The 14,529-nt window shown below is 75.2% G+C and carries 15 protein-coding genes; 9 read left to right on the forward strand and 6 right to left on the reverse strand.

Features of this window, described 5'->3' with window-relative positions:
- The first annotated feature begins 116 nt into the window (after window positions 1–116).
- Window positions 117–788 (forward strand): bifunctional DNA primase/polymerase, encoded by a 672-nt coding sequence (locus D7147_RS16350; protein ID WP_120678483.1) that lies wholly within the window; start codon window positions 117–119, stop codon window positions 786–788.
- Window positions 789–1,785: 997 nt separating this feature from the next.
- On the forward strand, window positions 1,786–2,043 hold the full coding sequence (locus D7147_RS16355; RefSeq protein ID WP_120678484.1) for a DUF3040 domain-containing protein: 258 nt from the start codon (window positions 1,786–1,788) through the stop codon (window positions 2,041–2,043).
- 103 nt (window positions 2,044–2,146) lie between these two features.
- Here the strand turns inward: D7147_RS16355 and D7147_RS16360 are convergent, their stop codons facing one another.
- From D7147_RS16360 to D7147_RS16370, 3 genes are all read right to left on the reverse strand, one after another.
- Window positions 2,147–3,049: an SWIM zinc finger family protein gene (locus tag D7147_RS16360; RefSeq protein ID WP_120678486.1), complete on the reverse strand. Its 903-nt coding sequence runs from the start codon at window positions 3,047–3,049 to the stop codon at window positions 2,147–2,149.
- Window positions 3,046–6,141 carry a DEAD/DEAH box helicase gene (locus D7147_RS16365; protein ID WP_120678488.1) on the reverse strand — a complete coding sequence of 1,032 codons (3,096 nt, stop codon included), beginning with the start codon at window positions 6,139–6,141 and terminating at the stop codon, window positions 3,046–3,048. Before D7147_RS16365 ends, D7147_RS16360 begins: the two co-directional genes overlap by 4 nt.
- Window positions 6,142–6,252: 111 nt before the next feature.
- The gene (locus D7147_RS16370; protein ID WP_120678490.1) at window positions 6,253–6,774 is read right to left on the reverse strand and encodes a DinB family protein; all 522 of its coding nucleotides are present in this window, start codon (window positions 6,772–6,774) and stop codon (window positions 6,253–6,255) included.
- Between the two features lie 78 nt (window positions 6,775–6,852).
- On the opposite strand from D7147_RS16370, the gene D7147_RS16375 reads away from it, so the two are divergent.
- Window positions 6,853–7,059, forward strand: coding sequence for a hypothetical protein (locus D7147_RS16375; RefSeq protein WP_120678492.1), 207 nt, complete (start codon window positions 6,853–6,855; stop codon window positions 7,057–7,059).
- A 9-nt stretch (window positions 7,060–7,068) separates the two neighbouring features.
- Here D7147_RS16375 and D7147_RS16380 read toward each other — a convergent pair whose 3' ends face one another.
- The 3 genes from D7147_RS16380 to D7147_RS16390 all read right to left on the reverse strand — a co-directional run bounded on the left by D7147_RS16380 (window position 7,069) and on the right by D7147_RS16390 (window position 9,412).
- Complete coding sequence (locus tag D7147_RS16380) at window positions 7,069–8,211, reverse strand: polysaccharide pyruvyl transferase family protein (protein ID WP_120678495.1); 1,143 nt, start codon at window positions 8,209–8,211, stop codon at window positions 7,069–7,071.
- An 83-nt stretch (window positions 8,212–8,294) separates the two neighbouring features.
- Complete coding sequence (locus D7147_RS16385) at window positions 8,295–8,798, reverse strand: GNAT family N-acetyltransferase (protein WP_120678497.1); 504 nt, start codon at window positions 8,796–8,798, stop codon at window positions 8,295–8,297.
- Entirely contained in the window at window positions 8,795–9,412 is a 618-nt protein-coding gene (locus D7147_RS16390) for a TetR/AcrR family transcriptional regulator (protein WP_120678499.1), read from the reverse strand. The genes D7147_RS16385 and D7147_RS16390 overlap by 4 nt, the downstream gene beginning before the upstream one ends.
- 78 nt (window positions 9,413–9,490) lie before the next feature.
- Between D7147_RS16390 and D7147_RS16395 the strand changes: the two genes are divergently transcribed.
- The 6 genes from D7147_RS16395 (at window position 9,491) to D7147_RS16420 (ending at window position 14,517) form a co-directional block, all read left to right on the forward strand.
- Window positions 9,491–10,090 (forward strand): dihydrofolate reductase family protein, encoded by a 600-nt coding sequence (locus D7147_RS16395; RefSeq protein WP_120678501.1) that lies wholly within the window; start codon window positions 9,491–9,493, stop codon window positions 10,088–10,090.
- Window positions 10,091–10,103: 13 nt separating this feature from the next.
- Window positions 10,104–11,303: a glycosyltransferase gene (locus tag D7147_RS16400; RefSeq protein ID WP_120678503.1), complete on the forward strand. Its 1,200-nt coding sequence runs from the start codon at window positions 10,104–10,106 to the stop codon at window positions 11,301–11,303.
- 20 nt (window positions 11,304–11,323) lie between these two features.
- Window positions 11,324–11,911, forward strand: coding sequence for a Pr6Pr family membrane protein (locus tag D7147_RS16405; RefSeq protein WP_147437403.1), 588 nt, complete (start codon window positions 11,324–11,326; stop codon window positions 11,909–11,911).
- Window positions 11,912–12,084: 173 nt separating this feature from the next.
- Window positions 12,085–12,828 (forward strand): SDR family oxidoreductase, encoded by a 744-nt coding sequence (locus D7147_RS16410; RefSeq protein ID WP_120678507.1) that lies wholly within the window; start codon window positions 12,085–12,087, stop codon window positions 12,826–12,828.
- Between the two features lie 189 nt (window positions 12,829–13,017).
- Window positions 13,018–13,410 carry a hypothetical protein gene (locus D7147_RS16415; RefSeq protein ID WP_120678509.1) on the forward strand — a complete coding sequence of 131 codons (393 nt, stop codon included), beginning with the start codon at window positions 13,018–13,020 and terminating at the stop codon, window positions 13,408–13,410.
- A 96-nt stretch (window positions 13,411–13,506) separates the two neighbouring features.
- Window positions 13,507–14,517: a hypothetical protein gene (locus D7147_RS16420; protein ID WP_147437404.1), complete on the forward strand. Its 1,011-nt coding sequence runs from the start codon at window positions 13,507–13,509 to the stop codon at window positions 14,515–14,517.
- The last annotated feature ends 12 nt before the right edge of the window (window positions 14,518–14,529 follow it).

Raw genomic sequence — 14,529 nt, forward strand, 5'->3', positions numbered from 1 at the left:
AGTTTTCGTGCAAGTTGCATCAGCCGTTCGTCAACTAAACGATCGCGGGTTACGACAGTGACGGCGCTCGACGTAACAAGCGAAGCCCGTCGGGCCCGACGAGAGGAGTGGCACAGATGTGGGGGAACGTCGGCCCGCGGGTCGCGCAACTGTCGCCTCTGGAACGGGTCCGGCTGCGCCGGGTCGCGGTGCGCTACGCCCTGCACGGCTGGGAGGTGACGCCCGGGGCGTGCCTGGCCCGTAGCCGCTTCGTCTGCGGACGCGCCGGCTGCCCCACGGTCGGCTGCCACCCCGCCCTGGAGAACTGGGAGCACGCGGCGAGCGCCGACCCGGCCCGGGTGGCGACCTGGTGGCGTACCCGGCCGCACGGCGTCCTGCTGCCCACCGGCCGCGCGTTCGACGTCCTCGAGGTCCCCGCCCACCTCGGTCGGCTGGTGCTGGACGCGCTCCAGACCCACCCGGCCGGCACGGGCGTCCGCGGGCCGGTGCTGGTCACCCCGACCGGACGCTGGATGTTCCTGGTACGCCCGGGCGACCCGCTCCGGCCCGAGCTCGAGCACTGCTTCCACGTGGTGCGGCACGGGCCCGGATCGTGGATCCCGGCGCCCCCCACCCGGCTGCCGGAGGGCGCCGTACGCTGGGCCGTCGCACCCGAGCAGGCCCGCTGGCAGCTGCCCGACTCCTACCTCGTGCAGAACACCCTGATCGACGCCCTCCGGGCGACCGGCATCACGCTCACCTCCGACCTGATCCCCGGTCACCTGCCCCTGCCCCGACGCGGCATGTGATCCGCCGGTCCAGGTCGGACGGCTCAGCCGGGCGGGCCCGCGGCCGACGTGGGCCCGCGACATCGCCGGCTCGGGTACGACGACGGCAGCGTCGTCGGAGCACCCGGCCTCGTTGAGCACGGTGACGGCGCGGACCCGCGCCGGGAGCGGGGGAATGATGTCCACCGACAACACCGCGCCGCAGACCGGCGGCAGCGAGCCGCCGAACCGCAGCCGCCCGCGACGTCGCTGGGCCGGCACCCGACCGGCGGGCTCGCGCCCCGGTCGTCCCCGGCCGATGGGCTCCCGCCCCGCCGGCACCCACCGCCCGATCCGCTGACCCGACCCTCCGTCCGCTCCGCCGCCCGCCCCGCCGGGGTCACCTCGCTCCGGCCGCGGTACCCCGGCGTCGCACCGCCACCGCGCACCGACTTCGCGCACCGCCACGCGCACCGACTTCGTCGGATCGGTGAAGTGGCACGCGCGCCGGGCAGCTTCAGCTCCACTCTGGAGTCCGCGACCTCCGGCACGCCCCTCCCCCGAGGTCGCGGACTCCGTTCGCCCGGCTATCCGGGCAGCCCGACAGTCGTGTCGATCAGCTGAGCGCGCCACCGCCGCGGTGTGAGTACGACCCGGCGGTATCAGCGCGGATACCACCGCGTCGGCCCACCCGGCCCGGCCCGCCGGGCCCCGCCTGTTGCTGCCGGATCATCCGTATCCGCCCCTGCCGGGCGGGCTGCCGCGAGCGCCCGGAAGGTCGCGGGAAGTCACCGCTCGCGCAGCCCGCCCTCGCTGGTGCTTCCGGCACCTCTTGTCGGCCCCGACCCCCGCCCCGGCACGCCCCTGCGGCGTGCGGCGAGGCGGAGGCACCGAGGGTGTGGCACGGCCGGGCGGGGCGCGTAACACGGCAGCGCGGCCGGCCCGGGCCGGGGGCAAAAGGACCGGCAGCGGGCGGCGTGAGCCGTCGCCGCAGCGGGTATGCCGCCGAACCGCTGAACCGTGAGGGGAAGGCACCGCCATGCTCAGCAAAGAGGATCAGCGCAGGTTCGAACAGATCACCCGGCAGCTCCGCGAGAGCGACCCGGCGTTCTTCGCCCGGCTCGACAACCGGGCACGCGGTCGCCGTGGTCGCTACCTGCTGCTGTTGACCATCGTGCTGTGGGCCGCGCTGCCGGCGATGACCGTACTGGCCGGGCGGATGGCCGGCGCCATCTGCGCAGTGGTACTGGTGGCCAACGCGGTGCTCATGTGGCGCTTCCGCCGCCGCTGGCTATGACCGTCCGCGCCGGCCGGCCCCGGGTTCCGTACGAGACGGGACCCCGAGCCGGCCGGCGTGGACGTCGACGCAAGTCACCCACCTCCGACAACGTCCACCCCGGTCAGCCGCCGAAGGCGCGATAGGCCCGTCGGAGACGCTCCAGCAGGCCCGGTCCGCCGATGGCGGGCGCCGGCGGACCCAGCTGCCGCAGCAGCAGGTCCGGTCCGGTGGCGAGGGTCGGCGGCCGGTCGGGGAGCGGCACCGGCGGCGACCAGAACCGGTCGACCGCCTCGGCCAGCGGCGACAGCGGCAGGGTGGCCAGCGCCCGCGCGGCCCCGGCCGGCGGGGCGTCCACAGGCTCCACGTCGACCGCGTCGGGCGCGTCGTTCGCCACGGACGGGATCGGCGCCGGCGCGCCGGTGGTGGACGCCCGCAGCGCCCGGAGCCGGTCGAGCAGCTCGGTGCGGCCCCGGCCACGCCAGTGCAGCAGCTCGAACGGGTCCGCGTCGAAGGCCTCGGCGAGCAGGTAGAAGGTGGCCGCCAGGTGCTTGCACGGCACCGCGAAGTCCGGGCAGTTGCAGCGCTGCTCCAACTCGTCGATCCCGGCCGGGAAGAGCGGCGCGCCCACCGTGGTGAAGAGCTCCTCCAGCTCGGACGGCAGGTCGCCGGCGAGCAGCCGGGCGCTGAAGAACGCCTGGGCGGCCAGCTCCCCCTCCACCCGGTCCCAGAGCTCGGCCGGGAACGCCGCAAGTCCGATGTGGACGTCGTACGGGCGGGGTCGGGAGCCCTGCACCGCGGCGCGCACCACCCCGGGGGCGATCTCCAGGCGGACGACCTGACCGGCCCGCGCGTACGACCGGCCGCGGGTGAGCCGGGTGCCGAGGGCGAAGGACTCCAACACCTCCAGGAACCGGCGCGACCACCAGGACTGGCCGATCGCGCCCCGGGTGCTGCGCGCCCGCAGACCACCCTCCACCCGCCGGGGGCGGCCGTAGTCGGCGAAGCGTGAACTGCTCTCGCTCACTCCACCACCGCCCCGGCCTCCAGCGCGAACAACTCACGCAGCTGCGTCGTCGACAGCTCGGTGACCCACTGCTCGCCGGTGCCGACCACCCGGGCCGCGAGGTTGCGCTTGTCGGCGATCAGGGCGGCGACCTTCTCCTCGACCGTGCCGGCGCAGACGAACTTGCGTACCTGCACCCGACGCCGTTGGCCGATCCGGAACGCCCGGTCGGTGGCCTGGTCCTCGACCGCCGGATTCCACCAGCGGTCGACGTGCACGACGTGGTTCGCCGCGGTCAGGGTGAGGCCGGTGCCGCCCGCCTTCAGCGACAGCACGAAGATCGGCGGGCCGTCCGGGGACTGGAACCGGGTGACCATGGCGTCCCGGTCCGCCTTGCCGACGCCGCCGTGCAGGAAGAGCACCTCCCGGCCGAAGCGGGCGGAGAGGTGGCCGCGCAGCATGCCACCGAACTCGGCGTACTGGGTGAAGAGCAGCGCCTTCTCCCCCGCCGCGAGCACCTCGTCGAGGATCTCCTCCAGCCGGGCCAGCTTGCCGGAGCGGCCGTCCAGCGGCGAGCCGTCGCGCAGCAGCTGGGCGGGGTGGTTGCAGATCTGCTTGAGCCGGGTCATGGTGGCCAGCACCAGGCCGCGTCGCTCGATGCCCTCAGTGGACTCGATCTTGGCGAGCATGTCGTCGACCACCGCCCGGTAGAGCGAGGCCTGCTCGGCCGTCAGGTTGCAGACCACCTCCATCTCCAACTTCTCCGGCAGGTCGGAGATGATCGACGAGTCGGTCTTGAGCCGGCGCAGCACGAACGGGCCGGTGATCCGGCGCAGCCGCTCGGCGGCCTCGGCGTCGCCGTGGCGCTCGATCGGCTCGGCGTACCGCTTCTTGAACGTGGCCGCCGGCCCGAGCAGCCCGGGGTTCACGAACTGCATGATCGACCAGAGGTCGGCGAGGCGGTTCTCCACCGGCGTACCGGTGACGGCCACCCGTTGCCGGGCCGGCAGCGCGCGGACCGCCTCGGCCTGCCGGGTGGCCGCGTTCTTGATGGCCTGCGCCTCGTCCACCACCACCCGGTGCCAGTCGATGCCGGCGAGCGCCACCGCGTCGCGGGCCGCCACCGAGTACGTGGTCAGCACGAGGTCCGCGCGCTGCACGGCCTCGGTGAACTCCGCCCCTCGCGCCCGCTCGGCACCGTGATGCACGTGTACGCGCAGCTCCGGCGCGAACCGGGCGGCCTCCCGCTGCCAGTTGCCGACCAGCGACATCGGGCAGACGAGCAGGGTCGGCCCCGCCGACGGCGGGTCCCCGGCGAGCAGCGCGAGCAGCTGCACCGTCTTGCCCAACCCCATGTCGTCGGCGAGCACGCCGCCCAGGCCGAGCGACTGGAGGAAGGCCAGCCAGGCCAGCCCACGGCGCTGGTACGGGCGCAGCACGCCGCGGAACGACGCGGGCGGGTCCAGCGGGGTGAGCCGCCGCTCCACGGAGCCGGCGAGCAGGTCGCCCAGCGCCCCGTCGGCGGTCACCTCCAGCACCGGCAACGCCGCCTCATCGTCGCCTGCGGTGAGGCCGAGGCGCAGCAGGTCCGCGATGGTCAGTTCGCCGGAGGAGCGGAGCAGGCGCAGCCCGGCGGCGAGCCGTTTCGGATCCAGCTCGACCCAGCGGCCCCGCAGCCGGACCAGCGGGGTCTTCAGCGACGCCAGCGACGCCAGCTCCTCGGCGGTGAGCGGCTGGTCGCCGAGGGCCACCTCCCACCGGTAGTCGACCAGGGCGTCCAGCCCGACGCCGCCGCCGCTGGTGGCGACCGTGCCCGGGGCGGCGCGGCCACGGGCACGCAGGCGGGCGCCGAGCCGGGCCGAGGGGCGCCGCCACCAGGCGGGCAGCAGCACGCCGAACCCGGCGGCGTGCAGCACCGGGGCGCCCTCCCGCAGGAACCGGTGCGCGCCCTCGACGTCCAGCTCCAGCAGCTCCGGCGCGGCCGTCCGCAGCGCCTCGTCCAGCTCGGGCCAGAGCCGGCTGGCCCGGCCCAGCTCGGCCAGGAGGGTCTCCTGCGTGTTGCCGGTCCGGCCGGCGAGGGCGGTCACCGCCGCCGGATCCCGCCAGACCTGCCCGGCGTCGACGTGCAGGCTCGGCTCGTCCGCGGCCTGGAGCCCGAACTCCAGCCGCCACCGGCCCTCGGCGACGGCGCCGGGGCCGACCAGGTCGGCGGCCTCCGCACCGGGGACGGTCACCAGCACCGGCTCGGTGATCTCCTCGGGGGGCGGCTCGACCAGCCGGAAGCTGGCCCGCACCCGGCCGCCCGCCGCGTCCCGCTGCCACGCGTGAAGCTCGGTCCGGAGGGCGGCCAGCGCGGCCGGGTCGGCGGTGAACTCCCGCTGCGGGCCGGCGAGCGCGGCCAGCCAGGCGGGCAGTGGGCCGCCGGGCCGCATCCCGCGCGCCAGCGCGGTCTCCGCGAGCACGGCGCGGGCGGCGGCGTCGGCGAGCGCGTCCAGGGCGTCGGCGACCAGGTCACCGGGGGCACGGTCGGGTTCGGCGGCGCGGGCGGCCGGGGGCAGGGCGAGCGCGAGGGAGCGTGCCCAGCCGGCGTCGACGCCGGTGAGCAGCGGTCGCCACACCGCCCGCGCCGGGTGCCCGTCGGCCACGCCGGGCAGGACCCGGCCGCGGGCCACCAGGTCGACGGCGAAGTGGGCCAGCTCGGCGAGGTGGCGCAGGGTCGCCCCGGGCGCCACCGGCAGCTCGTCCAGGGCGCGCAGCAGGGGCAGCGCGGCGTCCGTGGCGTACCGCAGGACGGGGACCCGCCAGCCGGTGAGGGTGACCCGCCCGCGCGGCGGGTCCCCGACGGCGGGCCGGACCAGCTCCGGCGATTCGAGGGGTACGCCGCCCCGGGCCGGCAGGGTGAGCAGCGCCGAGCCGAGCCCGGTCGGCTCGGCGACCTCGGCGAGCGCGGCGGCGAGCGCCGGATGGTCGGCGGCGAACGGGTGGGGGCGTTCCCGGGGCGGCCGGCCCGGGCGCCGCGGCGCCTCGGCCGGCAGCGCGCTCTCCTCGCCCCAGACGGCGAGCACCGGCTCGCCGGGCGCGCCGGGCAGCCACAACCCGTGGATGACCAGCACGTGCTCCCCCTCGTCGACGCCCGGGCCCAGGATAGGCGGCCCGGGTCGGCGCGGCGTCGCCACCGGGCCGGGGCCGCCGCGCTCGGCGCCCTCGGGGAGCGGCGCACGGGGTCACAACGTGCCGGTACGCCCGTCGGTGAGTTCCCGGAGGATGTCCGCCTGCCCGGCGTGGCGGGCGGTCTCCTCGATCATGTGGACGAGGATCCAGCGCAGCGAGACCTCGCCGAGCTGGGGGTGCGGCACCACGTGGTCGAGGTCGAAGCGGGCGGCGACCTCCCGGGAGCGGGCGCACGCCTGCTCGTAGCCGGCGGCGAGGTGCTCCACCGTGTCATCGGGGGCGAGGACGAAGCTGGTCACGGCGTCCTCCTCGCTGGTCAGGTAGACGTCCCCAGGCCCCGGCGCGAGCAGGCACGGGAACCAGTTGCGTTCGACCAGCGCGAGGTGTCTGAGCAGGCCGGCGAGGGTCGTCGCGGACGGCACCAGCCGGCGCGCCGCGTCGGCGTCGGAGAGACCGCGCACCTTGCGCAGGACCACGCTGCGGTGGAAGTCGAGGAACGATTCGAGCACCGCCCGCTCGTCGCCCGTGCGGGCGAGCACCGGACCGAGTGTGGGATCGATCGAGATCTCCGTCATCTCCGCACCCTAGGGCAACCGCCCACCCGCCGCCCGCTATCCGCTGCGCGGCCCGGTCCGGGAGGGCAGGATGGGCCCATGGCCGCAACGGTAGAGATTCCCCTCGTGGACGGCCCGGCCGGCGGGCAGCGCGTGACCGTCGAGCTGGACAGCAACGGCCGTCCGCCGCTGACCCATCACCACCTCGGCCCGGGCGGGCTCGCCGCCGCGGAGATCTACGAGCTGGAGTCCACCGGCGACGAGGCCCGCGACTGGCGCTACTGCTGGCGGGGCCCGGCCGCCTGAGCTCTCCGCTCAGGCGCGGGTGAGGGTGTGGGCCCGCAGGCTGTCGAGCACGGCCCGGGTGACCTGCGAGGTGCCCCTGGCCTCGTCGCAGACCTGCGCGACCCGGCGGGCGGTGGCCTCCGCGCGTCGCTCCCGCTCGTCCCAGAGCCGGTCGACCTCGGCGAGCAGCGGACCCTCCACCTCCCGCTCCACGCCGCGCAGCGCCGGCACGCCGAGTCGCTGGGCCAGGTCGAAGACCTTTCCGGCGTACGGCAGCGGGAGGAACGGCGTACCCACCATCGCCGCGAAGATCAGGAAGTGCAGCCGCATACCGACGGCCAGGTCGAAGTGGCGCATCAGGCCGAGCACCTGCTGAGGCGAGTACTTGCCGTGCAGGATCCGGCCCCGCTCGGCGGCGATCATGTGCGAGAGCACCCCGTGTGAGTGCCGGATGTCGTCGCGCTCCATGGGGACGAAGAGGACGTACGCGTCGATCCGGTGCACCAGGAAGTCACCGATCTGGGCCAGCAGGCGGTGGTAGCCGTCCACGTCCAGCCGTTCGGCGGCCCGCCCCGGCTCCCGTACGCTCATCCCCACCAGCCGTCGGCCGGCCGGCACCCCCTCCTCCCGCAGCAGCTCGGCGGGGAAGTCCTCGGGTTCGAGCAGGAACGCCGGGTCGGCGGTGACCGTGATCGGGTTGACCAGCCCGGCCTCCTCCAGCACCATCCGGGACTCCTGGTCACGGACGGTCACCTGGGTCGCGCCGGCCAGGGTCTCCCGGACCATGCCGGTGTCCACTCCGTCGCTCAACGGCCCGACCCCCACCGCGTACGTGATCAGTGGCAGGCCGCGCTCCTGGGCGACCCGGACCACCCGCAGGTAGCGACGGGCCTCCTTGTCGTAGAGGATGCCGCCGCCGCCGAGGATCAGCAGGTCGAGCTGGGCCAGCACCAACGCCGAGTCGGTGCGGCTGACCCCTTCCCAGGGCACCGCCTCGACATCCGGATGGGCCACCCGGGTGTGTTCCGGGTTCCGGGAGAAGACGATGATCCGGGCATTCGGCTCCTGCTCGCGCAAATCGGCCAGAAGGCCGGTGAGGATCGCCTCGTCACCGAGGTTCCGACCGCCGTACGAGCCGAGCACACCGATGGTCAGTCCGGCGCCATGCCTCATCCGTCGCTCCTCCCCGGGTGCGTCGGCGCGGCTTTCCCGTTGGGCCGGTGAACACTCCTGTGCCCCAGCTCAGCCCGGAACGGCTACGCCGCGCCCGGGTCGAGCCGCTTCGCCATCTGCTGGGCGGTGACGTGGAAGCCGAGGCTCTCGTAGAGGCCGATGGCGACCGAGTTCGTCCCGAAGACGTTCAACCCCAGCTCGGTAACCCCGAGTGCGGCGAGTTCGGCCTCGATGAGCTGGATCATCCGCCGTGCGTACCCGCGTCCCCGCTGCTCTGGATCCACCTCGATGTTGTGGATCCAGGCTCGCCCCGACCCGGCCAGCGCGTCGGACGCCCCGGCCGCGCCGGGCAGGGTCACCCAGATCCAGCCGACCTGCACGTCGCCGACCCGGGCGACGCGCAGCAGCACCTTCTCGGTCGCCGCACCGGCGGGCAGCAGGCTCCCGGTCTGCACGACCGCCCGGTCCAGCGCCTCGGCCGCCGGCACCGCGCGGTGCCGGGTCAGCTCCTCGGCGTACGACCGGTGCAGCGCCCCGAGCCGTGGCGCGAGCTCCTCGTCGGTCATCGGGGCGAGGGTCAGCGTCATGCGGTGGGAGTCCTTCCTGGGTGGGCCCGGCCGAGCGACGGGGCGACCCCGGCGACCAGGCGGGCGACGAACGCGGAGACCACCTCGTCGGCGTCGAAGCCGGCGTCGACGGAGGTGGTCAGCAGGTCGAGCAGCAGCCCGTCCATCGCGTAGTGCAGCAGAGCCACCTCGAACGCGCCACCCGGCAGCCCGGCGGCCACGTGGAAGGCCACGTCGTCGCGGTAGCCGCGGCGCAGCGTGTCGCCGAGGATCCGGGCCAGGTCCGGACGGCGGACCGCCTCCAGCCGCAGCTCGAAGAGCGCCCGGGTCAGCTCCGGCTGTCGGGTGGTGCGCTCGACGACGTAGCGGACGTAGTCGGTGAAGAGCTCCAGCGACGGCTCCCGGGCGGCGAGCGCGGCGAGCACCTCGTCGTCCGGGGTGAACCGCTCCATGATCCGCTCGCCGAGCGCGCCGAGCAGGGCGTCGCGGGAGCGGAAGTAGTTGGAGGCGGTGCCGACGGGCACCCCTGCCTCGGCGTCCACCGCGCGGTGCGTCAACCCCCGCGCACCGGTGGCGGCCAGCACCCGCAGGCCCGCGTCCGCCAGGGCCGCCCGTCGTTCGATGTTCCGTGCCACGGAGAAGACCCTAGCAAAACCACGACACCTGTTGTACTTTGATCCACGACAACCGTAGTGATTGCAGGGAGTTCCCGCTTGCGCAAGCTCGTGTACTACGTCGCCGCCACCCTCGACGGCTTCATCGCCGCACCCGACGGGTCGTACGACTTCTTCCCCCTCGTGCCCGAGCCCGACGTGCTCGACCACATGCTGGCCGACTACCCCCAGACGCTGCCGACCTTCGCCCACGCGCAGTTCGGCATCGACCACCCCGAGGGCCGGTTCGACGCCGTGGTGATGGGCCGGGGCACCTACGACCCGGGGCTCGCGGCGGGCATCACCAGCCCCTACGCCCACCTCCAGCAGTACGTCTTCTCCCGCTCGCTGCCGCCCGCCGCCGAGCCGGAAGTGGAGATCGTCGCCGACGACCCGGTCGCCTTCGTACGCGCGCTCAAGACGCGCGACGGCAAGGACATCTGGCTGGCCGGCGGCGGGCAGCTCGCCGGCCAGCTCCTGCCCGAGATCGACGAGCTGATCCTCAAGCTCAACCCGGTCGTGGTCGGCAGCGGCATCCCGCTCGTCAGCCGGGCCTTCGATCCACGCCGCTTCACGCTCGCCGAGACGCGACCGTTCGACAGTGGAGTGGTGATCCTGCGCTACACCCGGTCGGAGGACGGCCGGGGTAGCGACGGCTGACGATGATGGCGAGGTGAGAATCGCGCACGTCAGCGACAGCCACCTCGCCAACGTCGAGGGTGTGGCCACCTCGGTGGGCGCCACGGTGGCGCTGCTGCGGGCCGCCGGGCACCAGGTCGCCCTCTACTCGCCCGGGCCGCTGTCGCGCCGCCGCCCGGGCGAGCTGCCCTCGCTGCCGGTGCCGACCCGGCCGTACCGGCTGGCGCTGCCCCGGCTCCCCGACGCGCCGGTGGAGCTGCTGCACGTGCACACCACCGGCCCGGTCGGCATCGCCGGGCTTCGCTACGCGGCCGCCCGATCCCTGCCCGTCGTCTTCACCTGGCACACCGACCTGATCGCGTACGCCCCGCACTACCCGGAGGTGCCACTCGGGGCCGCGTACGCGGGGCTGCGCCTCGGCCTGCCCTGGCGCGCCCGGGCGCTGCGGGAGCTGGCCCGGCCCGGCCCGGGGCGGGACGCGCGCCTGACCGAACTCGGCCGGTGCCTGCTCGCACAGATGAGCCTGCTGCTCGCCCCCTCCGCCAAGACCGCCGAGGCGATGGCGCCGATGGCCGGCCGGACCCCGATCGTGGTGCTGCCGACACCGGTCCCCGCCCCGACTCCCGACGACGACGACCGGCGACGGATCCGGGCCGAACTCGGCATCCCGCCCGACGCCCCGGTGCTGCTCGCGGTGGGGCGGGCGTCGCCGGAGAAGGATCCCGAGCTGCTGCTCGCCGCGTTCGCCCAGGTACGCCGCGCGCTGCCCGCGGCCCGGCTGGTGCTGCTCGGCGTACGCCGCAACCGGGTCGCGGTGCGCCGGGCGGCCCGCCGGCTCGCCGTCGACGACGCGGCGCACCTGCTCGACCCGGTGCCCCGGACGCGGGTCGGCGGGTACTACCGGGCGGCCGACGTACTCGCCTTCACGTCCACGACCGACACCCAGGGGCTGGTGCTCGGCGAGGCCGAGGCGCACGGGCTCCCGGTGGCCATGGTGGACGCGGAGCTCGCCGCCCGGCCGGGCACCGGCACCCGCCGGCCGTGCGCCGCCGGCACACCCGCCGAGTTCGGGGCGTTGCTCCGCCGGCTGCTCACCGACGAGGCCCTCCGCGAACGGGTGACCGCCGAGGGCCGCGCGGCGGTCACGGCGTGGAGCGGGGCCCGCTACCTGGCCGAGCTGACCCGGCTCTACACGACGCTCCGCCACTCCCCTACGCGCCGCCCAGCCGGATGACGGCCGGCCGGGTCCTGCGGGTGAGCACCATCGTGGTGCTCCTGGTCGGGCTGGCGCTCGCCCTCGTGGCGGCCCGCGACGAGCCGCTGGAGCTGCTCTGGTACTTCACCATCCAGGTGGACCTCGCCTACCTCGCGGTGCTGCGGCTCGGGCGGGCCGACCGGCTGCGGACCGCGCTCACCGTCTACCTCGTCGTCACCGGTCTGGTCTTCGTGCTGGTGCTCGCCAACCCGTGGAGCGGCTACAGCATGATGGCGACCGCCGACGCCCGAGGCGCCGTCTCGGACGCGGGCAACCTGCTGCTGCACGTGGTGGCGCCACCGCTGGCGGCCGCCGATTGGCTCAGCCACCGGCCCCGGCCCGCGCCACCCCGGAGGTACCCGGTGACGCTGCTCGCCTACCCGCTCGCCTGGCTCACGGCGATCCTGGTCCGCGGGGCCGGCTCCGACCAGGCGCAGGAGCGCTACCTCTACCCGTTCGTCGACGTGCCCCGCCTCGGCTACCCGACGGTCGTCGTCAACGCGCTGGCCTTCGCCACGCTCGTACTGCTGCTGGGCCTCGCCGCCGCCCGGCTCTCCCGCCCCGCCCCCGCCGCCCGACTGCCCTGACCCCCTCGGCCGATCCGGAGCGGCCCGGTCACCGACCGGCGTCCGCGACGTCGCGGGCGATCGTCGTGCCGGCGCGGGTAGGCCGATGGCGGGGATCGGACCTGGTGGTGGGCGGGGAACGCGCCGTCCGATCGCCGCCAGACCGGGGCCCGCGCCGAGCCGAGGATCGATGCATGACGAAAACGTTGGAGGGCAAGGTCGCCCTGGTCACCGGCGGCGCGCGAGGCATCGGGGCGGGGATCGCGCTGCGCCTCGCCCAGGACGGCGCGGACGTGGCGCTGACCTACCGGCAGAGCGCGGAGCAGGCCGCGACGGTGGTGAAGGAGATCCAGTCACTGGGCCGGCGGGCGCTGGCCGTCCAGGCCGACAGCGCCGACCCGGCGGCGATCGAGGGCGCGGTCGACCGGACGGCGATCGTGCTGGGCAGGTTGGACATCCTGGTGAACAACGCGGCGGTCTTCCTGGTCGGCGCGGTCGACGAACTGGGCGCCGACGAGGTGGAGCAGACCATCGCCGTGAACGTCCGCGGTTCGTACGTGGCCGCCCGGGCCGCGGCCCGGCACCTCGGCGAGGGCGGACGGATCATCAGCATCGGCAGCAACGTGGGCGAACGAGCGGTCTTCCCCGGGCTCGCGCTCTACTCGATGAGCAAGACCGCCCTGGCCGGACTGACCCGGGGCCTGGCCCGGGAGCTGGGATCGCGCGGGATCACGGTGAACCTGGTCAACCCGGGGCCGACCGACACCGACAGCAACCCGGCCGACGGCCCGAACGCCGCGACGATCGCCGGCTTCACCGCGCTGGGCCGCTACGCCCGGCCCGCCGACATCGCGGCCACCGTCGCCCACCTGGCCGCGCCCGAGGCCGGGTACGTGACCGGCGCGGTGGTCAACGTGGACGGCGGCTTCACCAGTTGATCGGGGGGCCGGGCGCGGCGGGAACGAACTGTCGCGCCCGGCCTCCCGGGCCGCCCTCGCGGGTCGTGTGCCCCGGTCGGACGGAGGCGTGGTGCGGGAACGAGAGGGTGGCCGGAGGCGGGGCCGGGTGCACCGAACCGCTCGCCCGGCCGGTCACCGGCGAGGCGGCCGACCTGTCATCATCGACGGGTGGGCTCGGTCGCCGGGAAGCTGACGCGAGTGGTCGGCGCGGTGACCCTCGGGTTCGGTGTGGCGCTGACCGTCGCGCCGCTGCCCAGCGCCCGGGCACTCGGCCTGGACGTCGGTGCCGTTCCGGTGCGGGCGATCGGCCTGGCCGACCTGGTCATCGCCGGCGGGCTCCTCCGCGCCGGACCGCGCTGGCCGTGGATGGCCTCGCGGGCGGCGCTGAACGCCGTGCTGGTCGCCGCGTACGCGGCCGAAGCCAGGAGATCCGGCCGCCGGGCCGGTGCCCGCGCCGGGGTCGCCGCGATGTCCGTCCTGACCGTCGTGGACGCCGGCCTGACCGTCGCGCTGGCGAAGCGGCGCGACCCGCACCCGGCGGAAAGTCGCCTCCCATCCTGAGTGGACGGTTCATCACCGGGCGGCCTTGTGGCCGCCGATGCGCGGCCCTAGCGTGTCAGCGCGAGGTTCCGCGGCTGTCCCTGGGAAGGCAGGTTCATGACGAGCGAGGCACGGCTGGGACGGGGCGCCGGCAGGCCCGTGCGGGCGACCTGGTGGGTGCTGGGCGGGCTCGTCGCGGTCCTCGCCGCGGTGAGCGCCGGCATTCTCTGGCGTCAGCCGCTCCTGATCGTCACGGTCGGCGTCGGCGTACTGCTGCCGGTGCTCGTCGGGATCCTCCGGCGTCGCCGGGTGGCGCTGACGGTGACCGTCCTGCTCGTCGGCCTGACCGGCGCGATCGCGGCGGTCGCGGTGCGCCTCGGCACCACCTCGGACGAGGGGCCCGGTCTGGGCGCGGCGCCCGTGAAGATCGAGACCGTGGCGTACCGCGCCGAGGCCGTGCTGGACGGCGACACGCTCCGGCTCGACGAGGAGATCAGCGGCAAGGAGCTGGGCGTCGACGCCACCTGGGTCGCCGAGTTCGGCTGGCGACTCGACCGGACGGTCGACGGAGTCTCCGTCTACCGGCGCGGCCGGGATCTCCCGTTCCGCGCGGCGTCCCCCGCGTTCTCCGAGGTCGACCTGCCGATCACGCTCGGCCGCCGGCCCGACGGGGTGCGGCTGATGCCCGGCGAGGGGTCGCTCACCACGATCAGCGCGCCGAAGGGCGCGCTCGGGGTGATCGCGCCGGCACCGCAGGGGCTCGCGGACGCGCCGCGCCGCCAGGAGGTCGCCACCGTAGCGCTGGACGCCGAGAGCGAAACGGTGCTGGTCACCGTACGGGCCCCCTGGCTGCGCAACCCGCTCGGTCGAAACCTCGACGACTTCTTCTCCTGGGGGCCGGCCGCCTGGCTCGTCGGCGCCGCCACGACCGTGCTCTCGACGATCGTGGTCACCCGTCTGACTGGGGGCGTCGAGCGGCTGCTCGGCGGGGTGCTGGGCCGGCTGCGCCCGCAGGGGGCGGCACCACCCTCCGTTCCCGTGCCGGCGCAGACCTCCACCGTCCCGTCCCGCCGTCCACCACGGGCCGGCGTCGCGGGGCTGGTCCGCCGACGCCGGACCCGCCGCTAGGGCGCGTGTCGA

This window comes from Micromonospora musae, assembly GCF_003626545.1.
GTDB lineage: Bacteria > Actinomycetota > Actinomycetes > Mycobacteriales > Micromonosporaceae > Micromonospora > Micromonospora musae.

Coding starts and splice junctions, on each gene's coding strand:
- D7147_RS16380 (WP_120678495.1), bottom strand. CDS start 8,211: ATGAGGCATGGCGCCGGACTGACCATCGGTGTGCTCGGCTCGTACGGC.
- D7147_RS16410 (WP_120678507.1), top strand. CDS start 12,085: ATGACGAAAACGTTGGAGGGCAAGGTCGCCCTGGTCACCGGCGGCGCG.
- D7147_RS16385 (WP_120678497.1), bottom strand. CDS start 8,798: ATGACGCTGACCCTCGCCCCGATGACCGACGAGGAGCTCGCGCCACGG.
- D7147_RS16375 (WP_120678492.1), top strand. CDS start 6,853: ATGGCCGCAACGGTAGAGATTCCCCTCGTGGACGGCCCGGCCGGCGGG.
- D7147_RS16370 (WP_120678490.1), bottom strand. CDS start 6,774: ATGACGGAGATCTCGATCGATCCCACACTCGGTCCGGTGCTCGCCCGC.
- D7147_RS16420 (WP_147437404.1), top strand. CDS start 13,507: ATGACGAGCGAGGCACGGCTGGGACGGGGCGCCGGCAGGCCCGTGCGG.
- D7147_RS16355 (WP_120678484.1), top strand. CDS start 1,786: ATGCTCAGCAAAGAGGATCAGCGCAGGTTCGAACAGATCACCCGGCAG.
- D7147_RS16350 (WP_120678483.1), top strand. CDS start 117: ATGTGGGGGAACGTCGGCCCGCGGGTCGCGCAACTGTCGCCTCTGGAA.